Source organism: Actinophytocola oryzae (assembly GCF_004364325.1).
Classification (GTDB): domain Bacteria; phylum Actinomycetota; class Actinomycetes; order Mycobacteriales; family Pseudonocardiaceae; genus Actinophytocola; species Actinophytocola oryzae.
This window is the reverse complement of the sequence record NZ_SOCP01000020.1, coordinates 120,102-134,459: the sequence shown is the minus strand read 5'-3', so window position 1 is coordinate 134,459 and position 14,358 is coordinate 120,102. Positions and strand designations below refer to the sequence as shown.

Genomic DNA, 14,358 nt, shown 5'->3' with positions numbered 1-14,358 from the left:
CGCAAAGTTTCGGCCGATCTTTCGGACTCAATCGTCAAAAGTACTGTCGAACCAGCTGGAAGTTCACTGAACAAGCGATTCGTGTACAGGGCATACGTGACCCATGACACGGAGTGTTCGCCGAGCCGCCCGCAGTACGCCGGGCGTCACGAAGGACGCCTTCAGTGCGGTGAGCGTTAGGAAGGCGTCCTTCAGTGCATGGGGGCGAAGGCGCGGTCGGTGGCCGACCAGGCGGCGCCGGTTACGCCTGCTATCTCTCCCAGCTCGGACAGCACGATCGGGAGGTTGCCGGTCGCCAGTGGGAGCGAGCGGCGGTAGACCGAGCTGCGGACCTCGGCCAGTAACGGGTGCCCGAGCCGCGACACGCCGCCGCCGATGACAACCATGCCCGGGTTCAGGAAGCTGACCAGCGACGCGACGACGTGGCCGAGCCGCCTGCCACCCTCGCGGACGAGGTTGGCCGCGGCGAAGTCGCCTGCCGTGGCGGCCTCGCCGACGTCCTGGGCGGACAGCTTGCCCCGGTCGGTCAGCTTCTCGGCGAGCATCGACGAGCGGCCGGACCGTGCGAGGGTCAGCGCGTCGCGGGCCAGGGCCGAGCCGCCGAAGTACGCCTCGAGGCAGCCGACCTCCCCGCACGCGCACGCCGGGCCGTAGTCGTCGAGGCGGATGTGCCCGATGTCCCCGGCCGTACCCGCCACGCCCCGGTAGACCTTGCCGCCGAGGACGATGCCGCAGCCGATGCCCGTACCGACCTTCACGAAGATGAGGTCGTCGAGAGACCTGGCCACACCGGCGTGCCGCTCGCCGAGGGCCATGACGTTGACATCGTTGTCGACCGTGACCGGGCAGTCCCACTTGCCGGCCAGCTCGTCGCGCACGGGGTAGCGGTCCCAGCCCGGCATGATCGGCGGCGCCACGGGCATGCCGTCGCGGAAGCTGACCGGTCCCGGCAGCCCGATGCCCGCGCCCATCAACCGCCCCGGCACCTTCTCCAGGACACGGGCGGCGAGGTCGACGACCCTGCCGAGCACCGGCGTCGGCCCCAGGCGGACCTCACAGTCCACGCTCTCGATGGCGAGTACCTCGCACCGGCCGTCCGTGACGGCGACGTTGATCGAGGTGGCACCGACGTCCGCGGCGATGAACCGCAGGTCGTCGGCCAGGTGCACGAGGGTGGAGCGACGTCCGCCGCGGCTCGCGGCCGGGCCGCCGATCTCGACGAGGCCGGTGTCGACGAGACGGGACAGCTCACCCGTCAGCTTGGCCCTCGGTAGGTCGAGCCGCTCCCCGAGCGCCACCCGCGACATCGGGCCTTCATCGCGGAGCAGCGCGAGCAGGCGCGACTGCTGCCGCGAGGAGACCTTCACCTGCTGTCCGGTGCTCGCCGCGTTCACATGTTCAATCTAACCCTCGTCCGGGTACACGGGACGTAGACTGCGGCGCCGTCGCGTCCCTCGGTCCCCACCGGGTCGCGGCGTCATCGCATTGACAACCCATTGGAGTGGAAACGCATGGCCGCGAAGTTCGAGATCTACAACGACGCGAAGGGCGAGTTCCGGTTCCGCCTGAAGGCAGGCAACGGCGAGGTCGTCGCAACCGGCGAGAGCTACAAGACCAAGTCCGGCGTGATCAACGGCGTCGACGCGGTCAAGCGGGCCGCAGCCGAGGCGGAGATCGACGACAAGACGGACGAGAAGGCCAACGCCTGATCGGTTTCACCCGAAAGGGGGCTTTGCAAGTGAACCCGCTAGCAAAGCCCCCTTGTCGTGTTTTCACGAGGGTCGGCGTCACCGTGTGCCCGAGAAGCCCTAGGCTTCACTCCGTGCGCCTTGCAGCCACCAGGTTCGTGCCGGCCTTCGTATTGTCGCTGTGCGCCCTGGTCATCACCGCAATCGTCGCCGCCCCAGGCGCCGTTGCCGCCCGCAACGCACGACAGGGGCAACCCACGTCAGGGGCGAACGACGCGCCGAAGGGGTCGTGCGAGCACCGCGAGCTGCCTCCGCCGCCGATCGACACCTCCGAGGAGCCGGCGCCGGGCAGCCCGAGCCCGGAGCCACTGCCAGTACCGGAGGACCCGGTCGGGGGAACACGGATGGGTGAGTGCGGCGTCATTCAGCCCGAGGGCAGCGCTCCGCCTCCGGCTGTGACGGCCGCCACATGGGTGGTCTCCGACCTGGACTCCGGCGAAGTGCTGGTCGCCAAGGACCCCCACGCCCGCGAGCGCCCCGCGTCACTGATCAAGGTGCTGCTGTCCATCGTCGTCATCCGCGAGCTGCGGCCGGAGACGGTCGTGACGGGTACGCAGGAGGACGCGAACCAGGAGGGCACCAAGGTCGGCATCGGCCCCGGTGGCCAGTACACGGTCGACCAGCTGCTGCACGCGCTGGTGATGCGCTCCGGCAACGACGCGGCGTTCGCGCTGTCACGCACGCTCGGCGGCCCCGGCGTGGCCGTCGACAAGATGAACGCCCTGGCCAAGGAGCTCGGCGCACTCGACACCCGCGCCGCGACCCCCTCCGGCCTCGACGGACCCGGCATGACGACCTCCGCCTACGACCAGAGCCTGATCTTCCGTGCCGCGATGAAGCACGAGGAGTTCGCGGCGGCGGCCAAGACGAAGAAGATCGACTTCCCCGGCTACGCGGGCAAGGCGGGCTTCCAGGTCAACAACGACAACCAGCTGCTCGGCACGTACGACGGCTTCCTCGGCGGCAAGACCGGCTTCACGGACGACGCCCGCCACACCTACGTCGGCGGGGCGGAGCGCGACGGCCGCAGGCTGGCCGTGGTCCTGCTGCGTGGCGAACGCAGCTCGGCGCCTCTGGCGGACCAGGGCGCACAGCTGTTGGACTACGGCTTCGCCCTGGTGGGCGCGAAGGCGAAGCCGGTCGGTGAGCTGGTGGCCAAGTCTCCCGAGGCGCAACCCAAGCAGGACACCGGCCAGCAGCAGAACGAGGCGGTGACCGAGCCGACGACCGAGAGGGCCACCGCGCCGCAGGCCGACTCGGACCGCTCGGCCTTCGGCAACGTGGGCCTCCCGCTGGTGGTCCTGGCCGCCGTGGCGATCCTGGGCTCGGCGGGCATGTGGCTGCGCCGCCGCAGGGCCCGCGCGGCGAGGGCGAACCGCACGGCCTCCTCCTGACCCCGTCAGGCCCGTGGCGGGCGCTTCCGGTTGCCCCACAGCAGGCCGACCAGCGCGCCCACGCCCAGCAGGCCCGCCGCGTCACGGGCGGACGGCCCCTTGCGGATGACCATCCTCGGGCTGATCACGGCCGGTGGGGGTGGTTCCGGCGTGGCGGGCAGCATGTTCTCCCTCGCCGTGGCCGTCCAGGCGGTGATGAACAGCAGGAACCGCGAGACGAAGTTCGCGAACAGCAGCAGACCGATGATCGGGCCGAACAGCTGGCCCGACGGCGAGTCGACCACGCTCCTGAGATAGATCGTGAAGACCTGTTTCAGGATCTCGAAACCGACCGCGGCGGCGACGGCGCCACGTATGGCGGAACGGACGCCCACCTTCTCCCTCGGCAGGCGGGTCAACACCCACAGGAACACGAGCCAGTTCGCCGCCAGCGCCAGCACGATGCTGCCGACGTTCAGCAGGAACAGCGCCCACGCGTCGTCGTCGAGGCCGACCAGCCCCAGCAGCCACTCGCCGAGACCGGTGCCCGCTGCCGACAGTCCGAACGAGACGGCCAGCGCGAGGCCCAGCCCGAAAAGGGACAGCAAATCCTTGAGCGTGGTTTTCAGGAATGGCCGGTCCTGGTGTTCCAGACCCCATTGTGCGGTGAGTGCGTCACGCAGGTTGGACATCCAACCGAGGCCCGAGTAAAGGGCGGCCAACAAACCGAGGACACCGACGGTTCCCCGTGACTCGACGGCCTGGTCGACGACTTTGTTGAGCGTCTCACCGAGGCCCGAGGGAACCGCTTCGGTGATTCCGTTCTTCATTTCCGTCAGCAGCGCGTGATTGCCGACCAGGACGAACCCGGCCACCGCGAACGCGATCATCAGCAGCGGAAAGAGCGACAGCACGCTGAAATAGGTGATGGCGGCCGCGTAGTGGTTGCCGTAGCGTTCGGTGAACGCCTCACCGGCCCTGAGGAGATGGTCCAGCCAGGGCCGGGCATGCCGCTGCCTGGTGAGAAACGATTCCGCCACGACCAAACGCTAACGGCCCACCAGGGTTCATGCACGTTGTGCGAGGAACCCCAGCCGGTCGTACGCCCGCGCGAGCGTCCTGGACGCGACCTCCCGCGCCCGCTCGGCACCCCGCGCCAACACCTTGTCCAGCTCGGCGGTGTCGTCCAGATAGGACCGCACCCGCGCCTGGACCGGCGTCACGAACTCGACCAGCGCCTCGGCGACGTCCTTCTTCAGGTCGCCGTAGCCCTTGCCGACGTAGTCGTCCTGCAGCTGGAGCGGGGTCCGCCCGGTGAACGCCGACAGGACGACGAGCAGGTTCGACACGCCGGCCTTGCGCTCGGGGTCGTACACGATCTCGCGCTCGTTGTCCGTCACCGCGGAGCGGATCTTCTTCGCCGACACCTTCGGGTCGTCCAGCAGGTCGACGATGCCCGCGGGAGATGACGACGACTTGCTCATCTTCGACCCGGGGTCCTGCAGGTCGTAGATCTTGGCCGCGTCCTTGAGGATGTACGGCTCCGGCAGCACGAACGTCTTACCGAAGCGGGAGTTGAAGCGCTGCGCGAGGTCACGCGTCAGCTCGAGGTGCTGGCGCTGGTCCTCGCCCACCGGCACGTGGGTGGCCTGGTAGCAGAGGATGTCCGCGGCCTGCAGCGACGGGTAGCCGAACAGCCCGAGCGTGATCCGGTCCTGCGCCTGTTTCGACGACTTGTCCTTGAACTGGGTCATCCTGCTGGCCTCGCCGAACCCGGTGAGGCACTGCATGACCCAGCCGAGCTGGGCGTGCTCGGGCACGTGGCTCTGCGCGAACAGCGCCGCCCGCTCGGGGTCGATGCCGAGGGCGAGCAGCTGTGCCGCCGAGACCCGCGTGCGCTTGCGCAGCAGCTTGGGATCGTGTTCGACGGTGATCGCGTGCAGGTCGACCACGCAGTAGAACGTCTCGTGCGTCTCCTGGAGCGCGACCCACTGACGTACGGCGCCGAGGTAGTTGCCCAGGTGGAACGAGTCGGCCGTCGGCTGGATCCCGGACAGGACGCGCGGGCGACGATCTTGCGTTTCCGTCACGGGGCGATTCTGCCAGAGGTCAGGCGGCGGCCTTGTCGGCGACCGGCTGCTCGACCCTGGGCTTCTCGGCCGTGAGCCCGCGGCGGCGGTGCCGCAGCAGGCCGGTCACGAGACCGCCCAGTCCGACGACGATGGCGGCCACACCGACGGGGCCGATGGGGAACTGCATGTTGGACGCGGCGACGCCGTCCGCCGTGCTCGCGTTCGCCGCGACTGTGCCGGTCACAAGAACGACCGGCACCAAGGTCAAGACCACACTCAGCCGAACTAGCCCGGCGACCGCCAAGGCAACTCGGTTGCGCACTGGTGCGCCTCCTGCGCTCGTCACCATCGTGTTACCCCGTTTAGGGTCTTCAGATCGGGGGAACCCTACCGTGAGTGCTGCCGGGTTAGCCCAATCGGTATGTCGCGGGAGAGTAGTCCCCCAGTTGTGCCAGCCGTCACGCGGGGCCGACCACACCCTGCTGACCAGCAGCGATCCAGCCGTTGCGCTCCGCGCTGTCGATCAAGCTAACCATGACTTCGCCGAGCGCGTGTGACGCGTCTCCTATGTGCGCGGTTCGCGCCCGCACTGTGTCGCCCGTCACGCCGGGCGTGCCCCAGGTGCCGCCACCCGCCATCCAGTTGAGCAGGTTGGGCTCGAGCCGGTCGACTGCCTTGGCGAACCGGGCCTCCGGCGTGCGCCTCGCCTCGAACTCGTCCCAGAGCGCGCGGAACTCGACGGCCTGGTCGTCCGGCAGGAGCCCGAAGAGCCGCTCGGCGGCGGCCAACTCGCGCTCCTCCTGGCTGACGCGGGCTTCGTCGTCGTAGAGCGGCGTGTCCCCGGCGTAGATCTCGACGAGGTCGTGCACGACGACGAGCTTGATGGTGTGGCCGACGTCGACCGGCTCGTCCGCGTACTCCGCGAGGACCGGCACCATGAGCGCGAGGTGCCACGAGTGCTCCGCGTCGTTCTCGCGCCTGGCGTCGGCCGCGAGGGTCGACGCCCGAAGGACGGTCTTGAGCCGGTCCACCTCGACGATGAACGCCAGCTGCCGCCCCAGCCTGCCCTCGACCGGCAGCGGGCGACGCTCGACGAGCAAAGGTTCCTCCACGCGGGCGACCCTGTCACACATGCGGAGACGTTAGGCTGCCCGGTCGTGAAGATCACCGTGCTCGGCAGCTGCGCCGCGTGGCCGGAGCCTGGTCGTGCGTGCGCCGGGTTCCTGGTCGAGCACGCCGGGTTTCGCCTGGTCATGGACCTGGGCTTCGGCACACTGCCCCGCCTGCTGTCCCTGTGCCCGAACGGGGCGGTCGACGCCGTGCTGATCACCCATCAGCACAGCGACCACTGCGTCGACCTGAACGGCCTGCTGCGCGTGCGCCACTACGGGGAGCGGACGTTCGACCCGATCCCGCTGCTGTGTCCGCCGGGGGTCGCGTCGCTGGTGGACGGCCTGGAGCCGGCACCACGCCTGGCCGAGTTGTTCGAGGTCCAGGAGCTGCCCGGCACGTACAAGATCGGCCCGTTCGAGGTGACGGGGATGGAGCTGCCGCACCACGTGCCGAACGTGGGCGTGCGGCTGACCACGACCCGTCACCGGACGATCGCCTACACGGGTGACACGGGCCCGTCCCCGCTGCTCGCGGAGCTTGGCAGGCACGCGGACCTCTACATCATGGACGCGACGCTCCAGACGCAGCCGGAGGGCGAGCGGCACGTCCTGTCGGCGCTGGAGGCCGGCTACTGGGCTCGCGAGGCGGAGGCGCGGCGCCTGCTCCTGACGCACTTCTGGCCCGGCAACGACCGGGGCGTGTCGCTGCGGCAGGCGGCGTCGGAGTTCAACGGGGAGCTACTCGCCGCGGAAGAAGGCCTGGTAGTCGACCTCGACTGACGCGGGTCTCAGCACTTGCGCCCCGCGAGCGGGCGGATGTAGTCCACCGACACCCAGTGGCCCTCGCTCAGCTTGCGGAAGCCGTTCTGGATCACGTTGCTCGCGTCGGCCTCCTCGCCCTGCGCCAGCTCGTCGACGATGTTGGCCGGGTCGATGGCCGGGGCCGAGCGGACGCGGACCCCGTCCTCGGTCGACGCCACCCGGCAGATGGTGGTGTCGACGGACGCGGGCCCCTGCTTCTGGTGCTGCTCGTCCTTGCCCTGGACGTACAGCACGCCGACGCCGGCCAGCAGCGCGACCGTGACCACCGTCCGTTTGCCGGTCAACTTGAGTGCCACCGCTAACACTCCTCAGGCCGCGCGAACCATTCCACTGTCAGGTATAGCCCAGGCCGCTGGAGAATTGAAAGAGTTCCGCGAACGAACCACTCTCCGGAACCAGCCAGCGGGTACGGACAACCACGCTCCGTACAGAGAAATGCCGTGCCCACACAAAGCGTGGGCACGGCATTTGTCAAAAGAAATCAGGCAGATGCCATCTTCTTCTGGAGGTTCTCGTCAAGTGTCGCGAGGAAGTCCTCCGTGGTCTGCCATTCCTGGTCCTTGCCGATCAGCAGGGCCAGGTCCTTGGTCATCCTGCCGCTCTCGACGGTCTCGATGACGACCTTCTCCAGCGTCTCGGCGAAGCCGATGACCTCGGGGGTGCCGTCCTGCTTGCCCCTGGCCTCGAGCCCCCGCGTCCAGGCGAAGATCGACGCGATCGGGTTCGTCGACGTCGGCTTGCCCGCCTGGTGCTGGCGGAAGTGCCTGGTCACCGTGCCGTGCGCGGCCTCGGCCTCGACCTTGCCGTCCGGCGTCATCAGGACGGAGGTCATCAGTCCGAGCGAACCGAAACCCTGCGCGACCGTGTCCGACTGGACGTCACCGTCGTAGTTCTTGCAGGCCCAGACGTAGCCGCCCTCCCACTTGAGCGCCGCGGCGACCATGTCGTCGATCAGGCGGTGCTCGTAGGTGAGGCCCTTGGCGTCGAAGTCGGCCTTGAACTCGGCCTCGAAGACCTCGGCGAACACGTCCTTGAACATGCCGTCGTATGCCTTGAGGATGGTGTTCTTGGTCGACATGTACAGCGGGAACTCGCGTTCGAGCGAATACCGCATCGAGGCACGCGCGAAGTCCTCGATCGACTTGCGGTAGTTGTACATCCCGACCGCGACGCCGCCGCCCTCCGGGAAGTTCGCGACCTCGAACTCCATCGGCTCGCCGCCGTCGGAGGGCTGGTAGCTGATGGTCAGCGTGCCCGGGCCCGGAACCTTGAAGTCGGTGGCCTTGTACTGGTCACCGTGGGCGTGACGGCCGATGATGATCGGCTTGGTCCAGCCGGGCACCAGCCGGGGGACGTTGGAGATGACGATCGGCTCGCGGAAGATCACGCCGCCGAGGATGTTGCGGATCGTGCCGTTCGGGCTCCGCCACATCTTCTTCAGGCCGAACTCCTCGACCCGCGCCTCGTCCGGCGTGATGGTGGCGCACTTCACACCGACGCCGTGCTTCGCGATGGCGTTCGCCGAGTCGACGGTCACCTGGTCGTCGGTGGCGTCCCGGTGCTCGATGCCCAGGTCGTAGTACTCAAGGTTGATGTCCAGGTAAGGGTGGATCAGCTTGTCCTTGATGAACTGCCAGATGATGCGGGTCATCTCGTCGCCGTCGAGCTCGACGACGGTCCCCTGGACCTTGATCTTGGCCATGTGCTCGGGATGCTCCTCTCGCGTCTTCATTGCGCGCGCGTTCGTCTGCTTCAACCCGCCCAAACAGTACACGCGTACGGGTAGCCGCGCTCACGCGAGCCCCGCCACCGCCGCGATGATCTTCCGCGTGGTCACCGGCTGCGTGCTGCCGCCCATGTGAAGGGTGTTCACGGAGAACACGGCACGTCGGGTCAGGTCCCTGGTGGCGGCCATCCCGTTGTTGTAGCCGGGGCGGTCTCCGGTCTTGCCCCAGAAGACGAGGTCGCCGGTGGGGAAGCTCGCGAGACCGTGGCCGAGGTAGGCGTGTGTCGGCTCGCCCTCGCCCGGGTTGAGGACGTCCACGTCGGGGATCTCGAAGAGCAGCCGCGTCTGCGCGGGCGGCAGCAGGCGGCCGGACATGAGCGCGACGAGGAACCGGTCGAGGTCGGGGGCGTTGGAGATCATCTCCGCGGCGGCCCACTGGTAGGTCGGGTTGGCGTCGGTGATGTCCACACAGGACCCGTCGCCCCGCAGCTCGTAGCCGTGCGCGTGCGGCCCGTGGATTCCGGTGTTCGTGCCGGGAACCGTCGTGGCGGTGAGGTGCAGCGGCCGGATGACGCCGTTCTCGATGGCCTCTCCGTAGGGACGGCCGGTGACCTTCTCGATGACCGCGCCGAGGACGAGGTAGTCGATGTTGCCGTAGTTCTGCATCGTGCCCGGGGTGAAGTGCAGTGGCTTGACGGAGCCGTCCTCGTTGTGGAAGGAAACTCGGAACAGCTGCTGGGGCGTCCAGGTGTCGAAGCGGTGGGCGAGGAACCAGGTGGGGTCCTTGTGGTCGATGTCCGAGCCGGGGAGACCTGAGGTGTAGGAGAGCAGCTGGTCGATCGTGATGGGCGGGTAGGACGTGGGCAGGACGTCCGGCACGTAGGACTGGACGGTCCGGTTCAGGTCGAGCCTGCCCTTCGCGACGAGCTGAAGTGCCGCTGTGGCGGTGAAGGACTTCGTCATGCTGCCGATGCGGAACCTGCCGTCGATCGGGACGCGCTGTCCTGTGTGGAGGTTCGCGACGCCGGAAGTGCCCTGCCACTGGCCGTCCGCGCCGCGGACCTGGAGCAGTGCGCCGCTGGCGTCGTCGTTCGGGAGGCCCGCGATGGCTGCGGCGAGCTTGGCGGGGTCGAGCGGTGGCTCGGCGGCGGACGCGGTCGCGCCGGAGCCGAGCGTCAGGGCAGCGGCAGCCACCACGGCGATGATCGTCTTCATGCTCCAGAGCCTCGCGGCCAGGAAGTCCTGCGACATCGGGGAAGAGCCCGAGATCATCTCAGGGTCTGTGGTCCGGCCATTCCTCCGACAGCATCGCGAAGACCACCTCGTCGGTCCATTCGCCCTTGACGCGCCCGTTCTTGACGAAGTGGGCCTCCTTGCGCAGCCCCAACCTCGTCATCAGCGCGGCGGACGCGTCGTTGCGGGCGTCGGCGCGGCCGATGATCCGGTGCAGGCCCATCTGCTCGAAACCCAGCCGCAGGACCTCGGTCGCCGCCTCCCGGGCATAGCCCCTGCCGTGGTAGGCGGGGTCGAACACGAAGCCGAACTCGCCGGTCCGGTCCCACTCCGACATCCACGACAGGTTGACGTCACCGATCAGCGCGCCCGTGTCCTGGAGCTCGACCGCCAGGACCAGGACGTCGCCCTCCTTCTCGAGCGTCGGGTGCTCGATCCGGTACTTCAGCGAGGCCTCCGCCTGTGCGCGGTCCCTCGGCGGCCACATCAGGAAGCGGGCGACGTCGGGAAGCTGCTGGTAGGCGACCAGGGCGTCGAGGTCGTCGGCGGCGAACGGGCGGAGGACCAGTCGGTCGGTCTTGATCGGGTAGTCAGGTCGGAGCACGCTCGCCACGCTAGCTCACGGCACGCGTCCGGCCCCACGGTTTGAGAACGGACAGTATTGCGTTCGTCAGGTACATGCCGGTCGACACGAGTCCTGCCGCCAGCATGTCCGACCCGATGCCGCCCAGGTCGGCGAGCTGGTCGGTCGGGGTGCCGGCCATGAGCGTCGACAGCTCACGCAGGCCGGGCAGCAGTGACAGCGGCACGAGCACCACGGCCACCGTCGTCAGGCTGAACTTGACGAGGACCCAGCGGTACCGGACCACGCCCCACTTGCTGTAGAAGCCGAGCGCGATGCCGGAGAGGTACGCCAGGAGGCTCACGGGGATCAGCAGTGGTCCCCCGATCAGGTACAGGGCACCGAGCGCGGTGTGCTGTGTCGTCGGGTCGTCCGTGGTGAGGCCGGTGATCTCCAGCGTCAGGTTGCCGACGTTCAGGCCGAGCCAGCCGACCGACGCGACGACGTGCAGGACCAGGAGCCACTTGCGGGTGGTGGGCGTCAGGCGCCGCGTGGGTCGTTCTGTCGTGACTGTCATGACTTGTATGGTCGTTTTCGGCTCACGCTGTGTCGTCGTCACGCGAGAGCGTTCCCGGGTGCGCCTTCGGCGGTACGGGCACCCACGCGGCTACGCTCCGCGACGTACGTCGCGCGTGCCATGATGACGCCATGGCGATCTGGCTGACCACGGACTCCGAGGCCAACGAGCTGCTCGAACGCGAGCCTCTTGCCCTGCTCATCGGCATGCTGCTGGACCAGCAGATCACGATCGAGGTCGCGTTCCTCGGCCCGAAGAAGATCCTCGACCGCATCGGGTCGATGGACGCCCACACCATCGCCGAGTACGACCCGGAGAAGTTCGCCGCGCTCTGCTCGACGCCGCCTGCCATCCACCGGTTTCCCGGGTCGATGGCCAAGCGGATCCAGGCGCTCTGCCAGGGTCTCGTCGCCGAGTACGACGGTGACGCGGCCGGTGTCTGGACCGCAGGCGACCCCTCGGGGGCCGAGGTGCTGAAGCGGTTGAAGGCACTGCCGGGCTACGGTGAGGTCAAGGCGCGGATCTTCCTCGCCCTGCTCGGGAAGCAGCGCGGCCTGACCGCGAAGGGGTGGCAGAAGGCCGCCGGTGAGTTCGCGAAGAAGGGGAGTCACCTCTCGGTCGCGGACATCACCGACGAGGCCAGCCTGCAGAAGGTGCGTGCCTACAAGAAGCAGATGAAGGCGGCCGCCAAGGCGGCGGCGGAGGCCTAACCCGTCAGCGGGAACCTGGTGGACAGCTCGCCCAGCTCCGCCTCGTCCGCCGGCGACAGCGGTAGTCGACCGGTGCCCTTCAACGCGTAGGTCTCGTCGTCCCAGCCGACCGTCGCGCCGAGCAGACCGTCCAGCACCGCGCGGGTCGGGGTCAGGTCCGGCGGTGGCGCGCCGGGGAGGTCCACCGTCATGTCCAGGTAGTGGATCGCCGCCTCGAAGACCAGGGTCGAGACGAAGTCCTCCGTGCGCAGGACATGGCCCTGCGTCGTCACCTTCTCGTACAGGCACGCCTGGGCCGCCCGCACCGCGGCGGCGGCCGTGTCCCGCCACTCGCGGCCCAGGGCGCCGGGCGGATAGGCCGCGGTCACCTGGCGAACGTGTTCGGCGTGGTTGTCGTAGCCCTCGCCGCCCGGCCGGAACGACCGCCAGTACGTCACCTCGTCCACGTCCGGGTCGCCGTCCGAGGGGCTGGCCAACGTCACCAACGCGCGGCGCGCGTCCAGGAGCAGGTGGTACAGCACGTCACCCACGGTCCAGCCCGCGCAGCGGCTCGGACGTCCCAGGTCGGATTCACCCAATGGGCTGACGACATCGGTGACCTGGGTGTAGATGGCCGCCAGCCTCACTGCTGCCCCATGTTCACCGACATCGCCGTCACGAGGTTCTGCGGGTTGAACTGCACCGACACCGAGAAGCCCGGGCCGGAGATGTACATCTGCGGCCCGTTGTGCTGCGCGCCGAGGCCGCGGTTGACCGCGTAGGCGTGGAAGGCGCGGCGGTGGTCGTACAGGTGCAGGTCCGCCAGACCCTGTTGCAGCACCCGCGACACCCGCGGCCCGGCGGGCGCAGGCAGCACGAACTCCGGGTGCTCGATCAGAAAACCCGCCCTGGTCCCGCCGCCGACGGGCCCCTGGTAGCCGGTCCACTGCTTCGTGACGGCCTTCGTTGCCTCCATCATCAGCGCCGTCACGTGGGCCGGGTCCGTCGGGGAGCCCGGCATCGCGTCGAACGGGATCTCCGCCTGGGACAGCTCCGGCACGTTGTGCTCCTCGCCGAAGGCACGCACGGCCAACGCCAGCTCGATGATCTCGTCGCGGTAGCCGGACGGGTTGGCCCACGCCCACAGCCAGGACTTCGGGCCGGGTGCCGCGCTGCCGAGCAGGTGCACCCGCGTGCAGGTCAGCGGGTGCGAGCCGGTGAACGAGAACCTGGGCTCGGCCAGGTCGGTCTCCCAGGCGTGCTCGCCGATCGTCTCGGAAAGGTGAAGCTGGTGTTCGAACGACAGCAGCGCGGCGTCGTCCTGCAACTCGAAGAAGGTTGGCACGAGCGCGACGCTACCGGTAGTCACCGACAACCACGCGCGGAACGGGCCGCCGCTCACCCGGGAGCGAACGGCCCGTCACCGCACGAGGTCAGAGCGGCTTGTGGCCCACGGCCGCGGCACTGCACTCCTCGACCGGGCTCAGCGGGCGCAGGCGCGGGCCGTCCGGCCACCACATGTCCGACAGCGTGAAGTCGGGCTCCGCGCCGGGCCCCGGCGGGATGATCTCCAGCCCTGGCAGGAACTTCCGCAGCTCCGCCTTCGTCCTGAAGCGGCCGGAGCGCATCGGGCTGTGGATGAACACGTCCTCCATGCGGGTCGCGAGAGCCTGGTGCTCCGGCGTCTCCGGGTTCAGGAAGTGCGAGATCGCCACGAAACTGCCGGGCGCCAGCGCGTCGATGTACTCCCGCATCAACTCGCCGCCGTTGTCCGCCGTGTAGTGGTGCAGCGTGCCGACGTGCAGCAGCGCGATCGGCTGCTCGAAGTCCAGGTGCTTCCGCACCTGGGGGTTCTGCAGCACCTGCTGCGGCTGGAAGATGTCCGCCGCCACGAAGTGCGTGAAGTCGTTCTCCTCCAACAGAGCCTCGCCGTGGGCGATGACCACCGGGTCGTTGTCGACGTAGACGACCCGTGCCTCCGGGTCGATGCGCTGCGCGATCTGGTGGGTGTTCTCGGCCGTCGGCAGACCCGATCCGCAGTCGAGGAACTGGCGGATGCCGCCCTGGTCGGTCAGGAACCGAACCGCTCGGGTCAGGAAGTTCCGGTTCGACCACGCGAGGTCCCTCGCCTCGGGCGCCACCTGCAGCACCTGGTCGAACACCTCGCGGTCGATCGCGTAGTTGTCCTTGCCTCCAAGGAAAGCGTCGTAGACCCGGGCGATGCTCGCCCTCGTCGGGTCCACGCCGACCGGAACCATACTCGGCGCGTCGTACTTGGACGCGGTCTCGGACATGACGACCTCACAGACGGCAGTGTCGGCTGAAAACCAACTCAGGTTAGCGACGCTCGCGGACGAGGTAAACGCGGGTGACGATCTCCGCAAATGCCCATGCATCTGCACCTGCGCTGGTAGAAAGGCCGCGCAGGCCGTCAGATTTGCCTT

17 protein-coding genes are annotated in these 14,358 nt (G+C 68.6%); 4 read left to right on the top strand and 13 right to left on the bottom strand.

Annotation, left to right across the window (positions count from 1 at the left end; genetic code table 11):
- Positions 1-191: 191 nt before the first annotated feature.
- Positions 192-1,307 (bottom strand): ROK family protein, encoded by a 1,116-nt coding sequence (locus tag CLV71_RS38235; RefSeq protein WP_133907876.1) that lies wholly within the window; start codon positions 1,305-1,307, stop codon positions 192-194.
- A gap of 204 nt (positions 1,308-1,511) precedes the next feature.
- Between CLV71_RS38235 and CLV71_RS38230 the strand changes: the two genes are divergently transcribed.
- Both CLV71_RS38230 and CLV71_RS38225 read left to right on the top strand, forming a co-directional pair.
- The gene (locus CLV71_RS38230; RefSeq protein WP_133907794.1) at positions 1,512-1,709 is read left to right on the top strand and encodes a YegP family protein; all 198 of its coding nucleotides are present in this window, start codon (positions 1,512-1,514) and stop codon (positions 1,707-1,709) included.
- A 383-nt stretch (positions 1,710-2,092) separates the two neighbouring features.
- Positions 2,093-3,142, top strand: coding sequence for a D-alanyl-D-alanine carboxypeptidase family protein (locus tag CLV71_RS38225; protein WP_481734949.1), 1,050 nt, complete (start codon positions 2,093-2,095; stop codon positions 3,140-3,142).
- 5 nt (positions 3,143-3,147) lie between these two features.
- Here the strand turns inward: CLV71_RS38225 and yhjD are convergent, their stop codons facing one another.
- From yhjD to CLV71_RS38205, 4 genes are all read right to left on the bottom strand, one after another.
- A complete protein-coding gene (gene yhjD, locus CLV71_RS38220; RefSeq protein ID WP_243867169.1) occupies positions 3,148-4,161 on the bottom strand; it encodes an inner membrane protein YhjD in 1,014 nt (337 codons plus the stop codon).
- A 27-nt stretch (positions 4,162-4,188) separates the two neighbouring features.
- Complete coding sequence (gene trpS, locus CLV71_RS38215) at positions 4,189-5,211, bottom strand: tryptophan--tRNA ligase (RefSeq protein WP_133907792.1); 1,023 nt, start codon at positions 5,209-5,211, stop codon at positions 4,189-4,191.
- Between the two features lie 19 nt (positions 5,212-5,230).
- The gene (locus CLV71_RS38210; RefSeq protein WP_133907791.1) at positions 5,231-5,452 is read right to left on the bottom strand and encodes a hypothetical protein; all 222 of its coding nucleotides are present in this window, start codon (positions 5,450-5,452) and stop codon (positions 5,231-5,233) included.
- A 199-nt stretch (positions 5,453-5,651) separates the two neighbouring features.
- Positions 5,652-6,305 (bottom strand): HD domain-containing protein, encoded by a 654-nt coding sequence (locus CLV71_RS38205; protein ID WP_243867167.1) that lies wholly within the window; start codon positions 6,303-6,305, stop codon positions 5,652-5,654.
- Positions 6,306-6,350: 45 nt separating this feature from the next.
- On the opposite strand from CLV71_RS38205, the gene CLV71_RS38200 reads away from it, so the two are divergent.
- Positions 6,351-7,085: an MBL fold metallo-hydrolase gene (locus CLV71_RS38200; protein ID WP_133907789.1), complete on the top strand. Its 735-nt coding sequence runs from the start codon at positions 6,351-6,353 to the stop codon at positions 7,083-7,085.
- 8 nt (positions 7,086-7,093) lie between these two features.
- Here CLV71_RS38200 and CLV71_RS38195 read toward each other — a convergent pair whose 3' ends face one another.
- The 5 genes from CLV71_RS38195 to CLV71_RS38175 form a co-directional block, all read right to left on the bottom strand.
- The gene (locus tag CLV71_RS38195; RefSeq protein ID WP_133907788.1) at positions 7,094-7,423 is read right to left on the bottom strand and encodes an SH3 domain-containing protein; all 330 of its coding nucleotides are present in this window, start codon (positions 7,421-7,423) and stop codon (positions 7,094-7,096) included.
- 185 nt (positions 7,424-7,608) lie between these two features.
- Entirely contained in the window at positions 7,609-8,829 is a 1,221-nt protein-coding gene (locus CLV71_RS38190) for an NADP-dependent isocitrate dehydrogenase (RefSeq protein ID WP_133907874.1), read from the bottom strand.
- Between the two features lie 90 nt (positions 8,830-8,919).
- On the bottom strand, positions 8,920-10,125 hold the full coding sequence (locus CLV71_RS38185) for a serine hydrolase domain-containing protein (protein WP_208297957.1): 1,206 nt from the start codon (positions 10,123-10,125) through the stop codon (positions 8,920-8,922).
- Between the two features lies 1 nt (position 10,126).
- Positions 10,127-10,690 (bottom strand): GNAT family N-acetyltransferase, encoded by a 564-nt coding sequence (locus CLV71_RS38180; protein WP_133907787.1) that lies wholly within the window; start codon positions 10,688-10,690, stop codon positions 10,127-10,129.
- A 10-nt stretch (positions 10,691-10,700) separates the two neighbouring features.
- Positions 10,701-11,225 (bottom strand): hypothetical protein, encoded by a 525-nt coding sequence (locus CLV71_RS38175; RefSeq protein ID WP_133907786.1) that lies wholly within the window; start codon positions 11,223-11,225, stop codon positions 10,701-10,703.
- 131 nt (positions 11,226-11,356) lie between these two features.
- Here CLV71_RS38175 and CLV71_RS38170 point away from each other — a divergent pair, with 131 nt between their 5' ends.
- Positions 11,357-11,935, top strand: a complete 579-nt coding sequence (locus tag CLV71_RS38170; RefSeq protein WP_133907785.1) for an HhH-GPD-type base excision DNA repair protein — start codon at positions 11,357-11,359, stop codon at positions 11,933-11,935.
- Here CLV71_RS38170 and CLV71_RS38165 read toward each other — a convergent pair.
- The 3 genes from CLV71_RS38165 to CLV71_RS38155 form a co-directional block, all read right to left on the bottom strand.
- Positions 11,932-12,561 (bottom strand): maleylpyruvate isomerase N-terminal domain-containing protein, encoded by a 630-nt coding sequence (locus tag CLV71_RS38165; protein WP_133907784.1) that lies wholly within the window; start codon positions 12,559-12,561, stop codon positions 11,932-11,934. The genes CLV71_RS38170 and CLV71_RS38165 overlap by 4 nt on opposite strands.
- Entirely contained in the window at positions 12,558-13,259 is a 702-nt protein-coding gene (locus CLV71_RS38160) for a DUF6882 domain-containing protein (protein WP_133907783.1), read from the bottom strand. Before CLV71_RS38160 ends, CLV71_RS38165 begins: the two co-directional genes overlap by 4 nt.
- 88 nt (positions 13,260-13,347) lie before the next feature.
- Positions 13,348-14,208 (bottom strand): SAM-dependent methyltransferase, encoded by an 861-nt coding sequence (locus CLV71_RS38155; protein WP_133907782.1) that lies wholly within the window; start codon positions 14,206-14,208, stop codon positions 13,348-13,350.
- Between the last annotated feature and the right edge of the window lie 150 nt (positions 14,209-14,358).

Coding starts and splice junctions, on each gene's coding strand:
- CLV71_RS38235 (WP_133907876.1), bottom strand. CDS start 1,307: ATGTCGCGGGTGGCGCTCGGGGAGCGGCTCGACCTACCGAGGGCCAAG.
- CLV71_RS38230 (WP_133907794.1), top strand. CDS start 1,512: ATGGCCGCGAAGTTCGAGATCTACAACGACGCGAAGGGCGAGTTCCGG.
- CLV71_RS38225 (WP_481734949.1), top strand. CDS start 2,093: ATGGGTGAGTGCGGCGTCATTCAGCCCGAGGGCAGCGCTCCGCCTCCG.
- CLV71_RS38190 (WP_133907874.1), bottom strand. CDS start 8,829: ATGGCCAAGATCAAGGTCCAGGGGACCGTCGTCGAGCTCGACGGCGAC.
- CLV71_RS38185 (WP_208297957.1), bottom strand. CDS start 10,125: ATGATCTCGGGCTCTTCCCCGATGTCGCAGGACTTCCTGGCCGCGAGG.
- CLV71_RS38175 (WP_133907786.1), bottom strand. CDS start 11,225: ATGACAGTCACGACAGAACGACCCACGCGGCGCCTGACGCCCACCACC.
- CLV71_RS38170 (WP_133907785.1), top strand. CDS start 11,357: ATGGCGATCTGGCTGACCACGGACTCCGAGGCCAACGAGCTGCTCGAA.
- CLV71_RS38155 (WP_133907782.1), bottom strand. CDS start 14,208: ATGTCCGAGACCGCGTCCAAGTACGACGCGCCGAGTATGGTTCCGGTC.